The sequence below is a fragment of the Sphingobium sp. SJ10-10 genome (assembly GCF_036038995.2).
Classification (GTDB): Bacteria; Pseudomonadota; Alphaproteobacteria; order Sphingomonadales; family Sphingomonadaceae; genus Sphingobium.
The window spans coordinates 513,907-531,257 of sequence record NZ_CP158132.1; the positions used below are offsets into that span (position 1 = coordinate 513,907).

Below are 17,351 nucleotides of genomic sequence, written 5' to 3' on the forward strand. Positions count from 1 at the left end.
CTTCTCCGTCGGGCTTTTGCGCCATGCACCGATTGCGGCTATCGTTCCGCCGGGGCGGGAGAAATCTCGCTGGCCACGACCATGTTCTTCGCCCGGTCGATCGACCAAAGGCGGCGCGGCTGGACAGGATCCCAGTCGATCGCCTGTCCGGGCGTCGCGATGCCGATGGTGCGGCGCAGCTCAAGCATGGAGCCCGCTTCCGGTAGGGCAAGTTCGTAGAGTTCCGGCCGGTCATGGCCGGTCACGTAAAGCCGTCCGTCCGCGCTCCAACTGGCGCCCGAGCAGCTATAGGGAGTGAAGCGGGCCAGCACTTCCGGCGGAAAGGTCCAGGCGGCCTCCTGCCGGAATCGGTCGTCCATGCGGACCAGCAGGGTATGGCGCGTATCCCGGCCCGGCTCGCCGCCTTTGCCCGCATAATTGGCGAAGACCGCCCACCATTTGCCGTCATGCCGGTCCAGCGCCGTCAGCGATCCGGGGCCGAAACCCAGGCTGACCGTGCGGACATGGCGCAGCGTGGCCGTGTCGAAAAATTCGACCGCGCTGGTCTGCGGCACCGCCGGATAGTTGGACGCGGCGCAAACCAGTTCGCGATCCACCACGGTGCAACTGTTCATATGCGGGAAAAGCCGCCGTTCCCCCCGCCATTGGGCGACGCGCTCGCCGGTGGCGATGCGATATTTGCCGATCCGGTCATTGTCGATGGCATAGATGAACCTGCCGTCGGACGCCGCGCCCTGATTGGCTTCGGGGGCGGTCATGCGGAATGTCACCGGGGACGGAGCGGGCGACGGGGCATCGGATGGCTGCGCGCCAGCCATGCCGCCGATGGCGGGAATCATGACGGCCGCCAGCAGTGCGGCGGATAAGCGTCCCAGGGGGCTGCGGTACATCAATGCATGTCTCCCAGGCGGGCGGGCAAGGGATCGCGATTGGCGAAGTGGACTGGTTCATGCAAGCGGCGGACCGGCGTACGGTAGCGGATGACATAGCCGAAATGATCCGACAGCGGTTCGCCTCCGGCTTCGGTGCCGAAGGGTACCCGCGCCTGAAGGACAGTCAAGGGCATGTCCTGTCCGTCGCGGGCGAAGATCCAGTCCTTGCCATGTTCGACCGCGTGGAGCAGGTCGAGGCGCGCGCCTTTGTCTGCGGTCGTCTGGGCCAGGGCTTGGCGGGCGCCGTCGAGGGCGGGCGCGACAAAGCGCAGGCCGGACCGGGCGAATCCCGTGAAAAAGGCGGTCCGGCGCTGCATGTCGCTGCCGATATTCATGTCGCCGCCCAGGATCAGCGCCTGTCCTTTGGGCACATGGCGGGCCACGAATCGGGCCATCAGATCGACCTGCCGCCCAAAGGCCTGCTGCGTTCGCTCGACGGGCACCATAGCAGCCTTGCGTGCATTCAGATGCGCATTGACGATGTTGATGGGGCCGGTGCCCGGCACATGGAGATGGGCGATCAGCACCCCTTTGTTCGCCATGCAGTCCAACCCGGCGCAGGCGAAATCCGGAAAGGCCATCCGATCGATCCCCGTGATCGGATAGTCGGACAGGATCATGAGTCCGCTGCTCAACGATTTGCCCATGCGCTCGCCCCGATCCCAACGCGCCGACTGGAGATAGGCGATGTCGGCTGCGTCCGTTGGGGCGTTCGTTCGAAGTCCGCTATCGGGGCCGAAGGCGATGTTCCTATAACCGGCCTGTTCGGCAAGCGCTTGAGCTTCCGACGAGAAAGCCTCCTGCAACAGCACGACATGGGGTTGTCGGCCCGCCTGGCGCATGGCCGCCAGTCTTCCGCCGATCCGGCTCAGCGCTTCGTCGCGGCCCAGGGCCAGTGGCCAGGGCAATCCCTTGATGTTGTAGGTCATGACGGACAGCGCATGGCTGTCCGTCGCCTCCGTAGCTGGCGCCATCAGCGCGAGATGCGGATCTTCCCTGCCTGATCCTGATGTTGCAAGCATCGCCAGCCCGACGAAGAGCAACGGCTGAAATGCCTTGAGCATGATGATGACCCCCCGCTTTGGGGGCGCAACTAGCAGGCCATTGGGTCAGAGCAGTGGCGTTGACGCTGCAATGGGATGAAATTTAAAAGTCGACCTTTTCATCGAAATGCCATCTGTCTGTCATGATTTCGTTTCGGAATGGGTATATTCCGGTTCGGACCATGTCTCTCATTTTTATTTATCGGTGAAAATAATTTTGGATAATTCATGAAATATAATGAAATATAGTTTGATTTATTGAGAAATAATTATTGATATTAATCGATAAATTCACAATTCAATTTTTGATTAAACTGAAATATTATTTGATATTATCTATAATAATATGAATTATGAAACGAAAATTACAGGATATGTAGTGTTATTGTTACAGTCAATGTAACAAAAATGTTGTGATCGAGACCTAATGGCGGCCCCGGAAAACGTCCACTTGATGGATTTGAAAGGGGTTACACGCATGATTCGTCCTTCCGCCTCCCTGTTGCGCGCGTCGCTTTGCGGCCTGCTGCTGGCGTCGGTTTCCGCGCCAGCGCTGGCCAGCGCCGCGACCGATGCGCAGCAGCCCGTCGATGCCGCCGCCGCCGTCGACGATGCCGGTCTCGGCACGATCGTCGTCACCGCAACCAAGCGCGAAACCAATCTGCAGGAAACGCCGATCTCCATGGCGGTGATGAGCACCGAGGCGCTCAAGGACCGTCACGTCGCCAGCCTTTACGACTTGGCCGATGGCGCCGTCCCGTCGCTGCGCATCGCGACCTTCGAAGCGCGCCAGTCGGCCCTCACCATCGGCATTCGCGGCATCGTGCCGCTCGACGCCAACCAGCCCGCCCGTGAACAGGGCGTCGGCATCTATGTCGACGGCGTCTATATGGGCCGCCAGCACGGCTTGAACGCCGCGCTGTTCGACGTCGAGCGCGTCGAAGTGCTGAAGGGTCCGCAGGGCACGCTGTTCGGCCGCAACACCGAAGGCGGCGCGCTCAGCATCGTCAGCAAGGCGCCGACCGGCGAATTCGGCGGCCGCATCGAAGCGGGCATCGGCAATTATGGCGGCCGGACCGGCGACTTCCACCTCGACCTGCCCAAGGTCGCGGGCTTCTCCGTCAAGCTGGACGGCGTGATCCAACATCAGGACGCGACGACCGAAAACCCGCTCGCGGGCCAGACCGGCTTCAACTATTATAATCGCAAGGGTCTGCGCGCCGCCGTGCGCTGGCAGCCGACCAGCACCATCACCAACGACTTTTCCTATGATGTCGCGCGGGATGCCAACACGCCCTTCTACAGCCAGCTTCTGAACTACAACCCCAATGGTTGCGTCGCCGGCACCCAGGCTTCGCAGCCCAACTGCAAGCTGCCGGGCACCAGCTACACCAACCTGACGGGCACGGTGAAGCCGCTGCTGCCGGGCGTCGTCGTCAACGGTGATACCCGCATGAAGGTGGCCGACATCGGCGTGCCGCAGCAGCCCAGCATCGACAAGACGCACGGCTTCACCAACATGCTGAAGTGGGAAGTCTCGCCCGAGATCGAACTGCGCTCCATCACCGCATGGCGCGGCGTCGACGCCACCCAGTGGGACAATTCGGGCGGCGCGCATCGCGTTCCGGTCGTCAACCTGACGGCATCCTGCACCCAGGCCGCGCCCTGCGCGTTCAGCCGTTACAGCCTTGCCGATTTGCGCCAGCGCCAGTTCAGCCAGGAATTGCAGGCCGTCGGCACCGTGGGCTCCATCGATTATGTCGCGGGCCTCTTCTACTTCAACGAGCATGTCAGCGACGACGCCGCGACGCCGAATTCGAACGGCGTGTATCTGAACGGCGCTGGCCAACCCGTCTACACGATCCTCAACCCCTGCACCGGCTCGGGCGGCTTCGGCTCGCAGGTCGGTTGCCGCTCGATCGACCGCGCCTCGGAAGTCTGGTCGAAAAGCTACGCTGCCTATGGCCAGATCACCTGGAACGCCACCGACGCGCTGCACCTGACCGTCGGCGGCCGCTATACGCATGACGAGAAGACGGGCGTGCTGCACTTCTCGCGCAACATCAACTATGATGTCGACACCGCCAAGGCGACGGCGAACGGCTACAAGCCGCTCGATGCGACGTGGAACCGCTTCAATCCGATGGCGACCATCGCCTATGACGTCAGCAACGGCCTGCACGTCTATGCCAAATATGCGACCGGCTATCGCGCCGGCGGCGCCAGCTCGCGCACGTCCAACTATCAGGCCTTCAACCCCGAAGACGTGAAATCCTATGAAGTCGGCCTGAAGTCTGACTTCTGGAACAACCGCGCCCGCTTCAACCTGGCCGGTTACATCATGGACCGCAAGGACAGCCAGGTCGACATCAGTTCGATCCAGGTGACCGCGACGGGCAGCTTCAACAACCTCGTCACGATCAACGCGCCCGGCACGACCAAGATTCGCGGCATCGAGGCCGACCTGACGCTGGAGCCGATCGACGGGCTGACGCTGAACGCATCCTATGCCTACACCTATACGCATATCCCGCTGGTGCCGATCACTTACTCGGCGGTCGTCACGCCCGCTACCGGCACAACACCAGCTGTGATCGCCACAACCACGGTAAACCAGCAGTTCTACATCGTCTTCACGCCGCGCAACGCCGCGAGCGGGTCGATCGACTATGCGTTGCCGATCGGCGGTGGCGACACGAAGCTGAAGTTCCACTTCGACGGCAATTATTCGCAGGCCACCCAGGCCTTCGACCAGTTCGCCACGAAGAATGACAGCTCGCTGATCTTCAACGGCCGCATCTCGCTGGCCGATGTCGATGTGGGCTATGGCCGCAATCTGACGCTCAGCGTCTGGGGCCGCAACCTGTTCAACGAACAATATGTGTTCCGCCGCGACCCGTCGAACAGCCTGCCCGGCGCGCCGACGACCAGCGTGACGACGGGCAGCGTCAACAACATCCTGGGCGATTACGGCAATTTCAATGCGCCGCGCACCTATGGCGTGGAAGCCAGCGTCAAGTTCTGATCGTCAAGCAAATGAAGAAGAGGGCCGTGGCTTACGCTGCGGCCCCTTTTTTCATGCGCGGGGGAAGCGTAGCGTCACCCGCAGTCCCGGCCGCGCATCGCTGAGTTCCAGCGTGCCGCCATGCAGCCACGCTATGGAAGCGATCAAAGGCAGGCCGAAGCCATGGCCCTTGCCCTCCACCACCCCATTACCCTCGACGGTCAGGCGACCGAAGCGATCCAGCGCCTTTGCCCTGTCCGCCGCAGCGATGCCGGGGCCGTTGTCGGACACGATCAGGGACGTCTCCTCCGCTCCCCCTTGCAAGGTGATCCTCATGTCCGTGCCCGCAGGGGTGTGCCGCAGGATATTCTCGATCAGGTTGACGATCATCTGCGTCAACAATGGCTGGTCGCCATTAAGGACGGCCGGTTCCAGCGCCAGCGCGGCGATCTGGTGGCCGCTTTCCTCGATCACAGGCTCCAGCGCTTCGATCGTCTCTTCGACCAGCGCGCGCAGGTCCACGGGCGCGAAGTTCGTTCGCCGCGCTCCGCTATCCACCTCCGCGATGCGCAGCAATGCCGCGAACAGCGCCAACAGCCGGTCCGCCTCCGCCTGCGCCTTTTCTATGCCGGGGCGGACTGGCTTCGCCGCAGGATCGGCGGCGATCAAGCTGAGCTGGTTGCGCAGCCGCGCCAATGGCGTGCGCAATTCGTGCGCGACGCCGTTGGTGACGTTGCGAACCTCCTCCATCAACTCGTTGATCCGGTCCAGCATCCGGTTGAAGGCGGCGGCCTGGCTGTCGAAGGCGGTGCCGGATCCGTCGACCGGCACCCGCTGCGAAAGGTCGCCGTCGAATATCGCCTCCACCGTGCGGCGCATGTCGACGATACGCCGCCGCACGATCAGCGTGAAAGTGGTCGCGGCCGCCAGGGCGATGGCGATGATCGATCCGAAGCCGATCAGGTAGATGCGCGCCCGCGCCGCATTATAATGGTCGAACGGCTCGGTTTCCGCGATCACCGCCAGGCGCAGGCCGTTGCCCAGATCCCGCACCAGCACCTGGCCGTGGCTGAGACCCTTGATCCTGTCCGCAACGTCGACCCACGACACGCCAAGCGGCAATGGCCGGGTCACCCGGACATTGCCCGCGATCTGCCGCCCATTTTCGAACAGGATGAAGCCCAGATCGCCCGTGTCCCGGTCCCGTGACGCGGCCATGATCCGCAGGCCGATACGCCGCGCCCTATAGGCCTCCCCCTCCGGCGCGATCACATTGCTGGCGCTTTCGATGCGCTGGCCGACCAGATGGTCGATCGTTCGGAAGGTCGCGAAATAGATGCCGAAGGCGGTCGCCAGCGTCGCGCAGAGAAAAACCGCAAGGAAGGCGAGCGTCAGCGCCCGCAGCGATCGCAACTGCAAATCATCCCCTCAACATATAGCCGACGCCGCGAATGGTCCTGATGGGATCATCGTCGCCAAATTCGGTGAGCTTGATCCGTAACCTGCGGATATAGGCCTCTACGATGTTGGTCGCCGGTTCGAAATCATAATTCCACACGCGCTCCAGCAACATGGCGCGTGTGACCGTGCTGTCGGCATTGCGTACCAGTTCGGTCAGCAGTTTGAACTCGATCTTCTGGAGGTTGAGCACCTTGCCGTTGCGCCAGGCGCAATACTTTGTCGGGCTGACGAGCAGGTCGCCTGCGCGCAGCGTTTCGTCCGATCCGCGCTCCACCCAGCCGCGCGCCCGGACCAGCGCCTGGAGCCGGGCATTGAGTTCGGCCGGATCGACCGGCTTCACCACATAATCGTCGGCGCCGCTGTTCAGCCCTTCGACCTTCTGCCGGGACTGGCCCAATGCGGTCATCATGATCACGGGGGTCAGGATATTATTGTCGCGCAGGCTGCGCAGCACGGCGATCCCGTCCATGCCGGGAAGGATGCGATCCAGGATGATGGCGTCGAACTGGGTGCCCGCGACCGCTTCGATGGCGCGCCGGCCATCCTGCACGATGCTGCTGCTATGCCCGATCAGGCGAAGCTGTTCGGCAAGTTGCAGGGCGAGAGGTTCGTCATCCTCGACGATCAGCAGATGCAGGGCCACTTATCCATTCCAATGATGAGATTGTCCCCTGCGGCTCGGCCTTAGCATTCCCGTCCTGCAATGCCAATGAAATGCGGGGCCGGACGGAGATTATGGCCGCAAGTCGATGGGCGGCTTCCCGGCGTCCGGCAGGCTTGCCCCCATGATCCGGGCCAAGGTGGGGGCAATGGCGCGCATGTCGATCTGGCCCAGCGTCTTGCCCGCGGGGACGCCCTTACCCATCAGGAGAAAGGTCGACTGCAAATTGGCCGGTCCCGGAAAATAGCCATGCATGCCCTTGACCGGGGCAGGCGCCACGAGCGGCGCGCCCGGCCCGCGAAAAATGTCGGTCACGAAGCCGGGCTGGAGATCGACGTAGAAGGCGGCCTGCGGATTGCCGCCCATTTGCGCGATCTGCCCGCGATCCGCGATCCGGGCGATGCCATGAGCGGGATCGGCCGCCAGCCGGTCGAGCAGCGCCTTGACCCGCGCGGTCAGAGCCTGATCCTCCGGCTGGGCCAGCATGATCGCTGCCGATCCGCCCGAAATCCAGGGCATGGCCAGCCAGGAGGCGACCTTGCCGTCCTTGTCGAGCGTGATCAGCTTTTCATCGATGAAGGGACGGAACAGGTTGACGGCGCTTTGCGTCGCCTGGAACCCATGGTCGCTGACCAGCGCGATGACCGCGTCGGGATGCGCCCTGCGTTCCGTGGCGATGAGCTGGCCGACGATCCCGTCGATCTTCTCCAGCACGGCCTTTGCACCCGGCGTACCCGGACCCTTCGCATGTTGCTCATGGTCGAGCGCGGTCAGATAGACGGTCAGGAAATCGGGCTTGTGGTTTTCGATCAGGGCGGTGGCGAAGCGGCCCCGATTTTCGTCGCCGGGCAGGCTTTCGTCGATCCCCATGGCATAGGATGCGCCGGTCGCCCTTTCCAGTTCCGCTCTCAGGCCGGGCGTCGACAGCGCGTCGAGCAGCTTGACGTCGTCCGCATGGCCGGTGCGCCATATCTGCGGCAGGTTCCAGGTCACGCCCTTCGCCGCGACGCTGACCGGCCAATGGACGTTGCCGGTGGTGAGGCCTGCCTTCGTCGCCGCTTCCCACAAGGTCGGTACCTGTATGTCGGAGGCATACCAGGTCCAGCCGCCCTGATTGATCTGCATGGGATCGAAGCTGTTATTGGCGGTGATGCCATGCCGGGCGGGCGCAACGCCGGTGATCAGCGTCGTATGGCTGGGATAGGTGAGGGTGGGCAGCACCCCCGTCACTCCCGATGCCGATGTGCCCTCCTTCACGAAGCGGCGCAGATTGGGAATGGCAAGGCCGCGCTTGTCCGCTTCCAGCACGTCGCCGGGCCGCAGCCCGTCGATGGAGATCAGCAGGACCGGGTTCGCCAGCGCCGCGCCGGGAAGGGCGGCGAGGGCGATCACGAACAGCGCGGCCTTGGTCATCGCTTCAGAACCCCGCCTTGAGGGTGACGAAGAATTGCGACGGGGCACCGACCAGCAGCGTCTGGGCGTCGCCGCTATTGCCGAAGCCGCCCGACCCGATGGTGCCGACATAGCGCTTGTCGAGCAGGTTGGTGGCGTTGAGCTGCAATTCCAGATTCGGGCTGAAATGATAACCGACGGTCGCGTCCACGATCACCCGGCCCGGCACCGACGCGTCATTGGTGTAGCTGTAATAGCGGCGCGACATGTAATTGACGCCGATCCGGCCATAGGCGCCTTCATGCTCATAGTTGATCTCGCCGCGGGCGATATGTTTGGGGCTGTCGACCACGGTCTTGCCCTTGATCGCCGCGACCAGCGTGCCGTCGCCGTTCACCACATCGTCGCGATAGGTGGCGTCGGTATAGCTGTAGGACGCATAAAGACCAAAGCCGCCGCCCAGCTTCAGGTCGCCCGCCGCCTCGACGCCGACGGCGCGGACATTGCCGACATTCTGAAGGGCCGACGGGTTGCCCTGAATGCTCGATCCCACCTGGACCGCGAGCAGGCGGTTGCGGAAGTTGACCAGATAAGCGCCGATCACGCCGTTGAACACCGGGGTGTTGTAGCGCAGGCCGAGTTCATAGGTGTCCGACTCTTCCGGCTTCAGATTGTTCTTGATCGCATCGAAGCCGGTCTGGTTGGTCGAGAAGGGGCCGGTGGTCGTCGCGCTGGCGAAGGCGCGGGTCGCCTGGGTGAAGCCGCCGAAGACTTCAGCTTCGGGCGACAGTTCGACCGCGAAACCGGCATGGGGCTGGAACCAGTCCTCCGCCTTGATGCGGCCTTGGGGGAAGGTGGCCTGAACCACGGCGTCGGCCTCGTTCGTGACCTTGAAACCCTTCCAGCCCAGATTGATCTTCACCATGCCGAAATCGATCTGGTCCTGGACATGATATTGGATCGTGTCGGTGGTGAAATCGAACTCCCACTGGGTCGCGAAGGGATTCTTTGGATAGTCGCGGAAGCTCAGGCCCGGCTCGGTCCGGCTGGCGAAGGCGTAGAAGCGGCGGGCCTGGTTGAACTTGTTATTCTCATACCAGCCGCCGACGGTGAAATTCTGGATGCCCAGCGCGAAGTCGACGCTGCCGAATACGCCGATCCTGTCCATCTGATATTCGGTGGTGCGCACCGACATGGGGACGCCATTGGGGCTGGGGACATAGGGTGTCGCCCACAGCCCCATGCCCTTGTTGTTGTGATAATAGCCCTTCAGCTTGAAGCTGGCATGCTCGCCCAGCGGCGCGGAGACGCCGATCGCACCCAGCCAGTCCTTGCGCAGGCCCGACGCGTCATAATAGGCGTCGTCGGCGCTGGTGACATTGCCGGGATAGACCTGACCTCCGGCCACCAGCGCGCCGCTATAGTCGTAGCGCCCGTCGGGGAAGGGCGACCCGCCGCTGTTGCTGATCCGATCGACGTCGTTGAGGCGGCTGGCATAGTCGATCGCGCGGGCATAGTCGGGATATGTATTGTCCCAGTTCCAGCCGAGCCGCTGGATCATCGACATGGACATGTCCTGATAATCCTGCTCGCGCCGGTCGGAATAGCTGAGCCAGCCGTCGACCGTCACGTCACCGACGGGGATAACGACCTTCGCATTGCCCATATGCTGGTCCTGCGTGCCTTGCCCCTTATATTTGTCGGTCGAGCCATAGCCATAGGAGACATAGCCCCGAATCCCGTCCCGGCTGCCCAGCGCCAGACGGGCGAAGGCGCGCCAGGTTTCGTCGCTGCCATAGGTGAGGTTGCCCTGACCCGAGAGCGCGCCGCCGCTCAGATAATCGGCCGGATCGGCGGAGAAGGTTTCCACCGTGCCGCCCAGCGCATTGGTCGCCTGGGTGCCGATGGAACCGGCGCCCTGCGACACGCGCACGCTGCCGATATTTTCGGAGCTGATGGCGCGGGTGATGTGCAGGCCGTTATGATTGCCGTAGCTCATGTCGCCAAGCGGAATGCCGTCGAAGTTGAAGCCGAGCTGGCTCTGGTTGAAGCTGCGGATGGTGACGCGCTGCGACCATTCGTAATTGCCGAACGGGTCGGCCGACTGGAAATTGACGCTTGGCAGCTTTTCGATGGCTTTCAGCGCATTGGTGCCGGGCGTCAGGGTGACGATGTCCTGCGCCTTGATTTCCTGCACTTGGCGGGTTTCGCCCCGGCCGAAGACGATGATGTTCGCCCCTTCGGCTGCGGCATCGGTGGAAGATGGAGCGGGCGCAGGTTCCTGCGCGAAGGCGGGCATGGCGGCCATGGCGGTGGATGCCATCAGCAGGATAGTGGCGATACGCATGTGGACTTCCCCTTTTTCCGCAATCGTGGATTGGGGGGCGCCCTAGCCGTTCAATGTTGCACTGCGATGTGCGGTGCTTGACCGAGGAGAGACAATTTCGTGACGCTGATGTCACAATTGGGGCGGCGGCAGTTGAATGATCGGGCAGGCTATCCTCATTCGTCATGCTGAAACAGGTTCGGCATGACGAATTGGTGGGAGGCTGGAATTTTATTGCTAACCTTCGCGCGCGACCTGAAATCCGGCGAAGGACTGGCTGACCGGCATCAATTCGATCCGATTGAAGTTGAAATGGGCCGGCTGGGTGGCGACCCAGAACAGGGTTTCCGCGATATCCTCCGCCGTCATCGGATTGGCGGTGCCATAAAGCGCGTCGGACGCCGTCTGGCTGCCCGTGCGGACCAGGGTGAATTCCGTTTCGACCATGCCCGGTTCGATCGATGTCACGCGGACGCCGGTGCCGTGCAGGTCCGATCGCAGGCCCAGCGAGAACTGGCTGACGAACGCCTTGGTTCCGCCATAGGCATTGCCGCCCGCATAGGGGTAGGTCGCCGCGACCGAACTGATGTTGATGATCGCACCCTTGCGCTCGATCAGGCGCGGCAGCAGCTTGTGGGTGATCGTGACAAGCCCGGTGATGTTGGTGTCGATCATCTGGCGCCATTGACCCAGATCGGCCTGCTGCGCGGGCGCTGTGCCCAGCGCCAGCCCGGCATTGTTGATCAGCAGGTCGATCTGAACAAAATCGGCGGGCAGGGCAGCCAGCGCCGCATCGATGGCGGCTTCGTCGCGCATGTCGAAGCTGATCGCGTGCACCTTGTCCGCGCCCAGTTCCGCCACCAGCGCGTCCAGCCGTTCGGCGCGGCGTCCGGTGATCACCACCTTCCAGCCCGCCGCCACGAACCGCCGTGCCGATGCGGCGCCGATGCCCGCGGTTGCTCCGGTGATCAGCGCCGTTCCTGCCATGCCTTTTTCCATCCTTTCAGCCCAATGGCTGGGGATGTAAGCCTATTTCCGGCAATGCCAAGCGCCATTTGTCAGGCAATGGTCACGACGCGCGCCTGGCCCTTTCGATCGAGCGGCTTCACCACCACCTTGTCGCCCATCCGGTCGAAAGCGATGTCGACAGCCGCATCCCCCACGCGCAGCCCGTAGAGCGTGAGTTCATCGATGAAGCGGGGCAAGGTGGGCTCGCGCAACAATATCTCTGCGGCGCCGACATCGAAGCCGAGGCCCAGGCTCGACTGGATCAGCGACAGGGGCGCGGCGGCAGACCAGGCCTGCGGGCTGCAAGCGACCGGGTAGAAGGTCGGCCCCTGCGCCCGCCGGCGGGGGAAGCCGCAGAACAGTTCGGGCAGGCGCATCAGGTCGACATAAGTGGCCGCCGCGAACAGCCCTTCGAAGATCTTCGCCGCCTGCGCCGGGTAGCCGTAGCGCGAAAAGCCCGCCGCGATCAGCGCATTGTCATGCGGCCAGATCGATCCGTTATGATAGCTCATCGGATTGTAGCGCGCCTCGGTCGAGGCGATGGTTCGGACGCCCCATCCCGAAAAGGAGGCGGGCGCCATCAGCGTATGGACCACCATCTCCGCCCGATCTTCCTTGGCCAGCCCAGTGAACAACACATGGCCCGCATTGGAGGAGCGCACGCGGCAGGGCCGTTTCTCGCCGTCGAGCGCCAGCACATAGGTGCCGATCCCGGCATCGAAAAAGGCGGCGTCGAACCGCTCCCGCAAATCCTCCGCCCGCGCGCGATAGTTCAGCGCCTTGTCCGGATCGTCCAGCATGATGAAGATCGCCTCGGCCGCCCGCCAGGCGCCGTAGACATAGGCCTGCACCTCCGCCAGCGCGATCGGCCCGCGCGCGATGCTGCCGTCGGCGTGGAAAATGGAATCATGGCTGTCCTTCCAGCCCTGATTGACCAGTCCCTGATCGGTGAAGCGCCCATATTCGACGAAGCCGTCGCCGTCGCGGTCGCCATGCTGGTCGATCCAGGCCAGCGCGGCTTCGATATTCGGCAGGATGGAGGCGATGAACGCGCTGTCCCCCGTCCGCTCCAGATAGGCGCCTGCCAGCATCACGAACAAGGGCGTGGAATCGATGCTGCCATAATAATGACGGAAGGGCACTTCGCCCAGTTCCGCCATCTCGCCATGACGCACTTCGTGCAGGATCTTGCCCGGTTCGGCATCGGCGGTGGCGTCGAACGCGGTCGCCTGATGCGCAGCGAGATAGCCCAGCACGCCCCGGCTGATCGCCGGGTCCATCCATAAGGTCTCCAATGCGGTGATGATCGCGTCGCGCCCGAACACCGTGCTGAACCAGGGTATGCCCGCATAGGGGTAGGGGCCATATTCGGTGTCGGTCGACAACATGGAGATGTCGGCCACGGACCGCCGGGCGACTTCGTTGAAAAGCTGGTTGGAGGAGCACAGCGTCGCGCCGCGCGATCGCGCCTGTTTGAGCGCCTGCATCGATTCCCGCAGGGTCTTGAGGAAATATTTGGAAAGATCCCCGACGGGCTGCTCCTTGGGCTGGCAGCAGATATTGAGATAGATGGTGCGCCGCTCGTCCGGCGGCACCGTCACCTGGAACCGGGCCTGGCTCTCCGTCAATGTCTGAGGGACGGGGGCGAACCGCAGCAGCGTCTCGCGCCGCTTGTCGTCCCGCCCGTCATAGCCCAGCAGCACGGCGTCCGCGCCGATCACCGGCTCCCGCAGCGTGCCCCGCCGCAGCCGCGTCATGCCACGTATCTCGAAGAGGTCCGCGAAATCGGCGGCAAAGCCGATATTCACCTCGACCGTGCGGATTTCGGTGTCGAAATTGCGGATGGTGATGCGCTCATGCACCGCCCCTTCCCACAGGAAGCGGGTGCGGCGCAGGTGGATGAGGTCGTGCTCCACCGTCACCCGGTCGTCCCCCCCGGTGAAGTCGGGATTGGTGAGATCGCATGTCAGCATCGCATTGTCGTCGCGCAGCCCGGAACTCAGCAGGATCGGCCGCGTGTCGTTGATGGTGAGGTAGAGATGCGACAAATGCCGCGTGTCGCGGTGATACAGTCCCTCCGGACTGCCCGGTCCGGCGATCGCATCGCCGCTATGATCGAAGACGGCGAAGCTGTCCCCATGTTTCAGCGTGCGGGGGCGCCGTTCATGCAGCGACGCCGTGGCCGGAATGAAGAACTGGGTCTGCGCCTGCGACAAAGCCTGTCCGGGATTGATGTTCTGGACTGACGGGCCTGGGTTTTCCGGCTGCAACTGGCTTGCCGTCATGCCACTCTCCTGTGATCGTTTCGAAAATCGCTCATCCCACGATCTGAAGTTCGGCGCCTTCTCCGCGCAATCGGCGCAACATGGCGGCCTGGGTCCGCGCGCCGGGCAGGTCATGATAAAGCTGGACGTAATCGGCGGCCATCCGCTCTGCCGTGAAGCGTGCGTCAAAGGCGGCGCGCACCCGCGCGCGGTCCAGCGCGTGCAGGTTCCGGACGGCGGCCACGGCTTCATCCTCGCTCTCGACGATGAAACCCGACACGCCATGGTCGATCACCTCGGGCACGGAACCGCAGCGGAAGGCGACGACCGGCGTCGCGCAGGCCATGGCCTCGATCATCACCAGCCCGAAGGGTTCGGGCCAGTCGATGGGAAAGAGCAGGGCGCTCGCCCGGCCCAGAAACTCGGCCTTCTGCGCTTCATTGATCTCACCGATATAATGGATATTGGGATAGCGCTCGACCAACGGGGCGATTTCCTGTTCCCAATAAAGCCGGTCCACCGCATCGATCTTCGCCGCGACGCGCAGCGGTAATCCCGCCCGCGCGGCGATGCGGATCGCCCGGTCGGGCCGCTTTTCGGGGGAAATCCGGCCCAGAAAAGCCAGATAGCCGTCGCTTGCCCCCGTTCGGGCCGGCAGCAGGTCCGCCGGCAGGCCGTGGTGGATGGTCCTAGCCCAGTTGACCGGCGGCATGGGCAGACGCTGATGGTCGGAAATCGACACCAGACTATGATCGGGAAAGGCGCGGTAGAAAGCGGGCAGGTCGGGCAGGTCCAGCCGCCCATGCAGCGTCGTCACGCAGCGGCCGATGAAGTCCTGCACCAGCGGCATATGGATGAGGTCGATGTGGAAATGCAGCGCATCGAATTCGTCCGCCCGGCGGCGCATCGCGTCCAGCAACATCATATGATAGGGAATGGGATCGCGTACCTCGGGGTTCAGCCGCAGTGCCATCTCCGTCACCGGCACCAGTTCCGCCCGCGTTACCGAATCGCCGCTGGCGAACAGCGTCACATCATGGCCCTGGCGGACCAGTTCTTCGGTCAGATAGGATACGATACGTTCGGTGCCGCCATACAGGCGCGGCGGCACGCTTTCGGCAAGCGGGGCAATCTGGGCGATTTTCATGGTCGGGCATTCCTTTTGAAGAGCGCGCCGTCACCGATCCCCCGACCATGCAGCGTGCGCCCTTCCTAAAAGCCTGAGAGCGCCGCAAGTTGCAAAGTGATTGTGGCCGCAGGTCCGAATTTTCCGGGCGCTGACCCTGTTCGGCTGGTCGCCGGAAAGCGCCCGTCCGCATCATTTTTCGCGCGGCTGACTTCGGACTGACATAGTCCCCTTATAGGAAGGGAGCATCGAAAAGCTGGCTGGCCGGTCTGAAGAAGGGCGGACACGGCCTTGAAATATGGAGAGTAAATTGACGATCCTCACGATCGATTTCGAGGCGTCGTGCCTGCCCCGGCACGGCCTGTCCTATCCCATCGAAGTTGGCATCGCCTGTGATGGAAAGGCGCAAAGCTGGTTGATCCGGCCGCATGATGACTGGGCAGGATGGCATTGGTCGGCCGAGGCGGAGGCGCTGCATGGCCTGAGCCTCGGCCAAGTGAATCGCGAAGGCCTGCCAGTCGAAACCGTGCTGGCGGAATTGGCCGCCGCCTGTCAGGGGCGGCGCATGGTGGCCGACAGCATGATCGACCAATATTGGCTCGATACGCTGGCCGATGCGGCGGGGCAGGCGACGCCCTTCTTCATCGATCATGTCTCGCTGTTGCTGGACGAACATCGGGCCGATGAACAGCGGATCGGCGCCGCCGTCGCCTTTGCCGACGGACGCCACGCCGATCGGCACCGGGCGGCGAGCGATGCGCTGTGGCTGTCGGCGCTGCTGGATCATATCGCCGGTCAACCTGCCATGGAGCGGCGCGCGCTGGTGCGGATGAATTAGCCTCTGTCCGATGGACTAATCCTGCCCATATTTCGCACCAGCAACAATTTGTAACGCCCGGCAAATTACGGAGACATTCAGGGAGCCTAAATCCCGACCGACCATTTCCGGTTGTTGAGGAGAAGGCTCCCATGTTTCTCATTCTCGCGTCCAGCGCGGCTGCCCTTGCCGTTGCGACCCCGATCCACAGCGCTGAAATCAGCCATGCGTCCAACGCCTATACGGCGAGCTACAAGACGGAATCGACCGTTCGCTTGCGCCAGGTCGAATCCCGTTTCGCCAACCGCCCGTCGGTGCCGGTGTGTCGCTGGCAGGCTGAGCTGGTGGTGAACCGCGACGTCGCGGTGCAGGGCCGCACGCTCGCTGCCGTCGCCAAGCCGATCCACCGTTTCGCCCCGTTGTCGGGCAGCCACGCCGGCAACTGCACTGCCGCCCGTGGCCAGATCGAGGCGGAAGTCGCCCGCCATAACGGCGCCCGTTCGGTTGAAGCCGTCACCGTGGCCCGGCAGGACCGCGCCGTTCTGGTCAATGAACTGGACGGCATTCACTCGCTGTCCGTGAAAGGCGCCGTGACAGGCGGATGAGCCCACCGCTGATATTGATCGCGGAGGCTCAGCGGGAGGCGCGCCATGAGGTGCGCCAGTCGCTGGAGGAGAGCGGTTTTCGCGCCCTCTCCGCCGCCTCCGCGAGCGACATTTGGAATGCGATGGACAGCATGGCCGTGGGTGCGGTCGTGCTGGACGCCGCGCTGCGCGGGCCGGACGGCATGGATTTGTGCCGTGACGTCCGCGAACGCAGCGACGTGCCGATCATCCTGGTCGGCGCCAACAGCAGCGAAGTCGACCGGGTCGTCGGGCTGGAGCTGGGCGCCGACGATTATATGGCGAAACCCTATTCGACCCGCGAACTGGCCGCCCGGCTGCGCGCTGTGCTGCGCCGAGGCCGCAATGAGCGCGCCCTGGGCCAGCGGCGCCCGACCGAGGCGCGCTTCGATGGCTGGGTGGTCGATTCCTCCCGGCGCGAGGTTCTCGACCCCGACGGCGCGCAGGTCGACCTCACCGCCGCTGAATTTTCGCTTCTGCTTGTGTTGCTCGATCATCCGCAGGTGGTGATCGCCCGTTCCCGCCTGATGGAACTGGCCGGAGTGCGCGACACGCCATCCTCCGACCGCAGCGTCGATGTGCTGGTCAGCCGCTTGCGGCGCAAGCTCAGCCATGGCGGGCGGGCTGCGCCCATCGTTACGGTGCGGGGCGGCGGATATATGTTCAGCGCCGTGGTCGACCGGCGCTGAGCCGC

At 63.6% G+C, this 17,351-nt stretch carries 13 protein-coding genes; 4 read left to right on the forward strand and 9 right to left on the reverse strand.

Going from position 1 to position 17,351, the window contains the following annotated elements:
- Nucleotides 1-38: 38 nt before the first annotated feature.
- Complete coding sequence (locus tag VVT58_RS02455; RefSeq protein WP_327751760.1) at nucleotides 39-890, reverse strand: hypothetical protein; 852 nt, start codon at nucleotides 888-890, stop codon at nucleotides 39-41.
- Nucleotides 890-1,996 carry an endonuclease/exonuclease/phosphatase family protein gene (locus tag VVT58_RS02460; protein ID WP_327751761.1) on the reverse strand — a complete coding sequence of 369 codons (1,107 nt, stop codon included), beginning with the start codon at nucleotides 1,994-1,996 and terminating at the stop codon, nucleotides 890-892. The genes VVT58_RS02455 and VVT58_RS02460 overlap by 1 nt, the downstream gene beginning before the upstream one ends.
- A gap of 457 nt (nucleotides 1,997-2,453) precedes the next feature.
- Here VVT58_RS02460 and VVT58_RS02465 point away from each other — a divergent pair, with 457 nt between their 5' ends.
- Nucleotides 2,454-5,000: a TonB-dependent receptor gene (locus tag VVT58_RS02465; protein WP_327751762.1), complete on the forward strand. Its 2,547-nt coding sequence runs from the start codon at nucleotides 2,454-2,456 to the stop codon at nucleotides 4,998-5,000.
- A 51-nt stretch (nucleotides 5,001-5,051) separates the two neighbouring features.
- On the opposite strand, the gene VVT58_RS02470 is transcribed toward VVT58_RS02465, so the two are convergent.
- The 7 genes from VVT58_RS02470 to VVT58_RS02500 form a co-directional block, all read right to left on the reverse strand.
- Entirely contained in the window at nucleotides 5,052-6,398 is a 1,347-nt protein-coding gene (locus VVT58_RS02470) for a HAMP domain-containing sensor histidine kinase (protein WP_327751763.1), read from the reverse strand.
- A gap of 1 nt (nucleotide 6,399) precedes the next feature.
- Nucleotides 6,400-7,083, reverse strand: coding sequence for a response regulator transcription factor (locus VVT58_RS02475; RefSeq protein WP_327751764.1), 684 nt, complete (start codon nucleotides 7,081-7,083; stop codon nucleotides 6,400-6,402).
- Between the two features lie 90 nt (nucleotides 7,084-7,173).
- The gene (locus tag VVT58_RS02480; protein WP_327751765.1) at nucleotides 7,174-8,514 is read right to left on the reverse strand and encodes an ectonucleotide pyrophosphatase/phosphodiesterase; all 1,341 of its coding nucleotides are present in this window, start codon (nucleotides 8,512-8,514) and stop codon (nucleotides 7,174-7,176) included.
- 4 nt (nucleotides 8,515-8,518) lie between these two features.
- The gene (locus VVT58_RS02485; protein WP_327751766.1) at nucleotides 8,519-10,840 is read right to left on the reverse strand and encodes a TonB-dependent receptor domain-containing protein; all 2,322 of its coding nucleotides are present in this window, start codon (nucleotides 10,838-10,840) and stop codon (nucleotides 8,519-8,521) included.
- A 216-nt stretch (nucleotides 10,841-11,056) separates the two neighbouring features.
- Nucleotides 11,057-11,806: an SDR family NAD(P)-dependent oxidoreductase gene (locus VVT58_RS02490; protein WP_327751767.1), complete on the reverse strand. Its 750-nt coding sequence runs from the start codon at nucleotides 11,804-11,806 to the stop codon at nucleotides 11,057-11,059.
- 71 nt (nucleotides 11,807-11,877) lie between these two features.
- A complete protein-coding gene (locus VVT58_RS02495) occupies nucleotides 11,878-14,112 on the reverse strand; it encodes an amylo-alpha-1,6-glucosidase (RefSeq protein ID WP_327751768.1) in 2,235 nt (744 codons plus the stop codon).
- Between the two features lie 31 nt (nucleotides 14,113-14,143).
- The gene (locus VVT58_RS02500; protein ID WP_327751769.1) at nucleotides 14,144-15,238 is read right to left on the reverse strand and encodes a glycosyltransferase family 4 protein; all 1,095 of its coding nucleotides are present in this window, start codon (nucleotides 15,236-15,238) and stop codon (nucleotides 14,144-14,146) included.
- A gap of 277 nt (nucleotides 15,239-15,515) precedes the next feature.
- Between VVT58_RS02500 and VVT58_RS02505 the strand changes: the two genes are divergently transcribed.
- The 3 genes from VVT58_RS02505 to VVT58_RS02515 all read left to right on the forward strand — a co-directional run bounded on the left by VVT58_RS02505 (nucleotide 15,516) and on the right by VVT58_RS02515 (nucleotide 17,346).
- On the forward strand, nucleotides 15,516-16,055 hold the full coding sequence (locus VVT58_RS02505) for a hypothetical protein (protein ID WP_087573379.1): 540 nt from the start codon (nucleotides 15,516-15,518) through the stop codon (nucleotides 16,053-16,055).
- A 131-nt stretch (nucleotides 16,056-16,186) separates the two neighbouring features.
- On the forward strand, nucleotides 16,187-16,639 hold the full coding sequence (locus VVT58_RS02510; RefSeq protein WP_327751771.1) for a hypothetical protein: 453 nt from the start codon (nucleotides 16,187-16,189) through the stop codon (nucleotides 16,637-16,639).
- Nucleotides 16,636-17,346, forward strand: a complete 711-nt coding sequence (locus VVT58_RS02515) for a response regulator transcription factor (RefSeq protein ID WP_327751772.1) — start codon at nucleotides 16,636-16,638, stop codon at nucleotides 17,344-17,346. Before VVT58_RS02510 ends, VVT58_RS02515 begins: the two co-directional genes overlap by 4 nt.
- The last annotated feature ends 5 nt before the right edge of the window (nucleotides 17,347-17,351 follow it).

Coding starts and splice junctions, on each gene's coding strand:
- VVT58_RS02455 (WP_327751760.1), bottom strand. CDS start 890: ATGTACCGCAGCCCCCTGGGACGCTTATCCGCCGCACTGCTGGCGGCC.
- VVT58_RS02460 (WP_327751761.1), bottom strand. CDS start 1,996: ATGCTCAAGGCATTTCAGCCGTTGCTCTTCGTCGGGCTGGCGATGCTT.
- VVT58_RS02465 (WP_327751762.1), top strand. CDS start 2,454: ATGATTCGTCCTTCCGCCTCCCTGTTGCGCGCGTCGCTTTGCGGCCTG.
- VVT58_RS02480 (WP_327751765.1), bottom strand. CDS start 8,514: ATGACCAAGGCCGCGCTGTTCGTGATCGCCCTCGCCGCCCTTCCCGGC.
- VVT58_RS02485 (WP_327751766.1), bottom strand. CDS start 10,840: ATGCGTATCGCCACTATCCTGCTGATGGCATCCACCGCCATGGCCGCC.
- VVT58_RS02490 (WP_327751767.1), bottom strand. CDS start 11,806: ATGGCAGGAACGGCGCTGATCACCGGAGCAACCGCGGGCATCGGCGCC.
- VVT58_RS02495 (WP_327751768.1), bottom strand. CDS start 14,112: ATGACGGCAAGCCAGTTGCAGCCGGAAAACCCAGGCCCGTCAGTCCAG.
- VVT58_RS02500 (WP_327751769.1), bottom strand. CDS start 15,238: ATGAAAATCGCCCAGATTGCCCCGCTTGCCGAAAGCGTGCCGCCGCGC.
- VVT58_RS02505 (WP_087573379.1), top strand. CDS start 15,516: ATGGAGAGTAAATTGACGATCCTCACGATCGATTTCGAGGCGTCGTGC.
- VVT58_RS02510 (WP_327751771.1), top strand. CDS start 16,187: ATGTTTCTCATTCTCGCGTCCAGCGCGGCTGCCCTTGCCGTTGCGACC.
- VVT58_RS02515 (WP_327751772.1), top strand. CDS start 16,636: ATGAGCCCACCGCTGATATTGATCGCGGAGGCTCAGCGGGAGGCGCGC.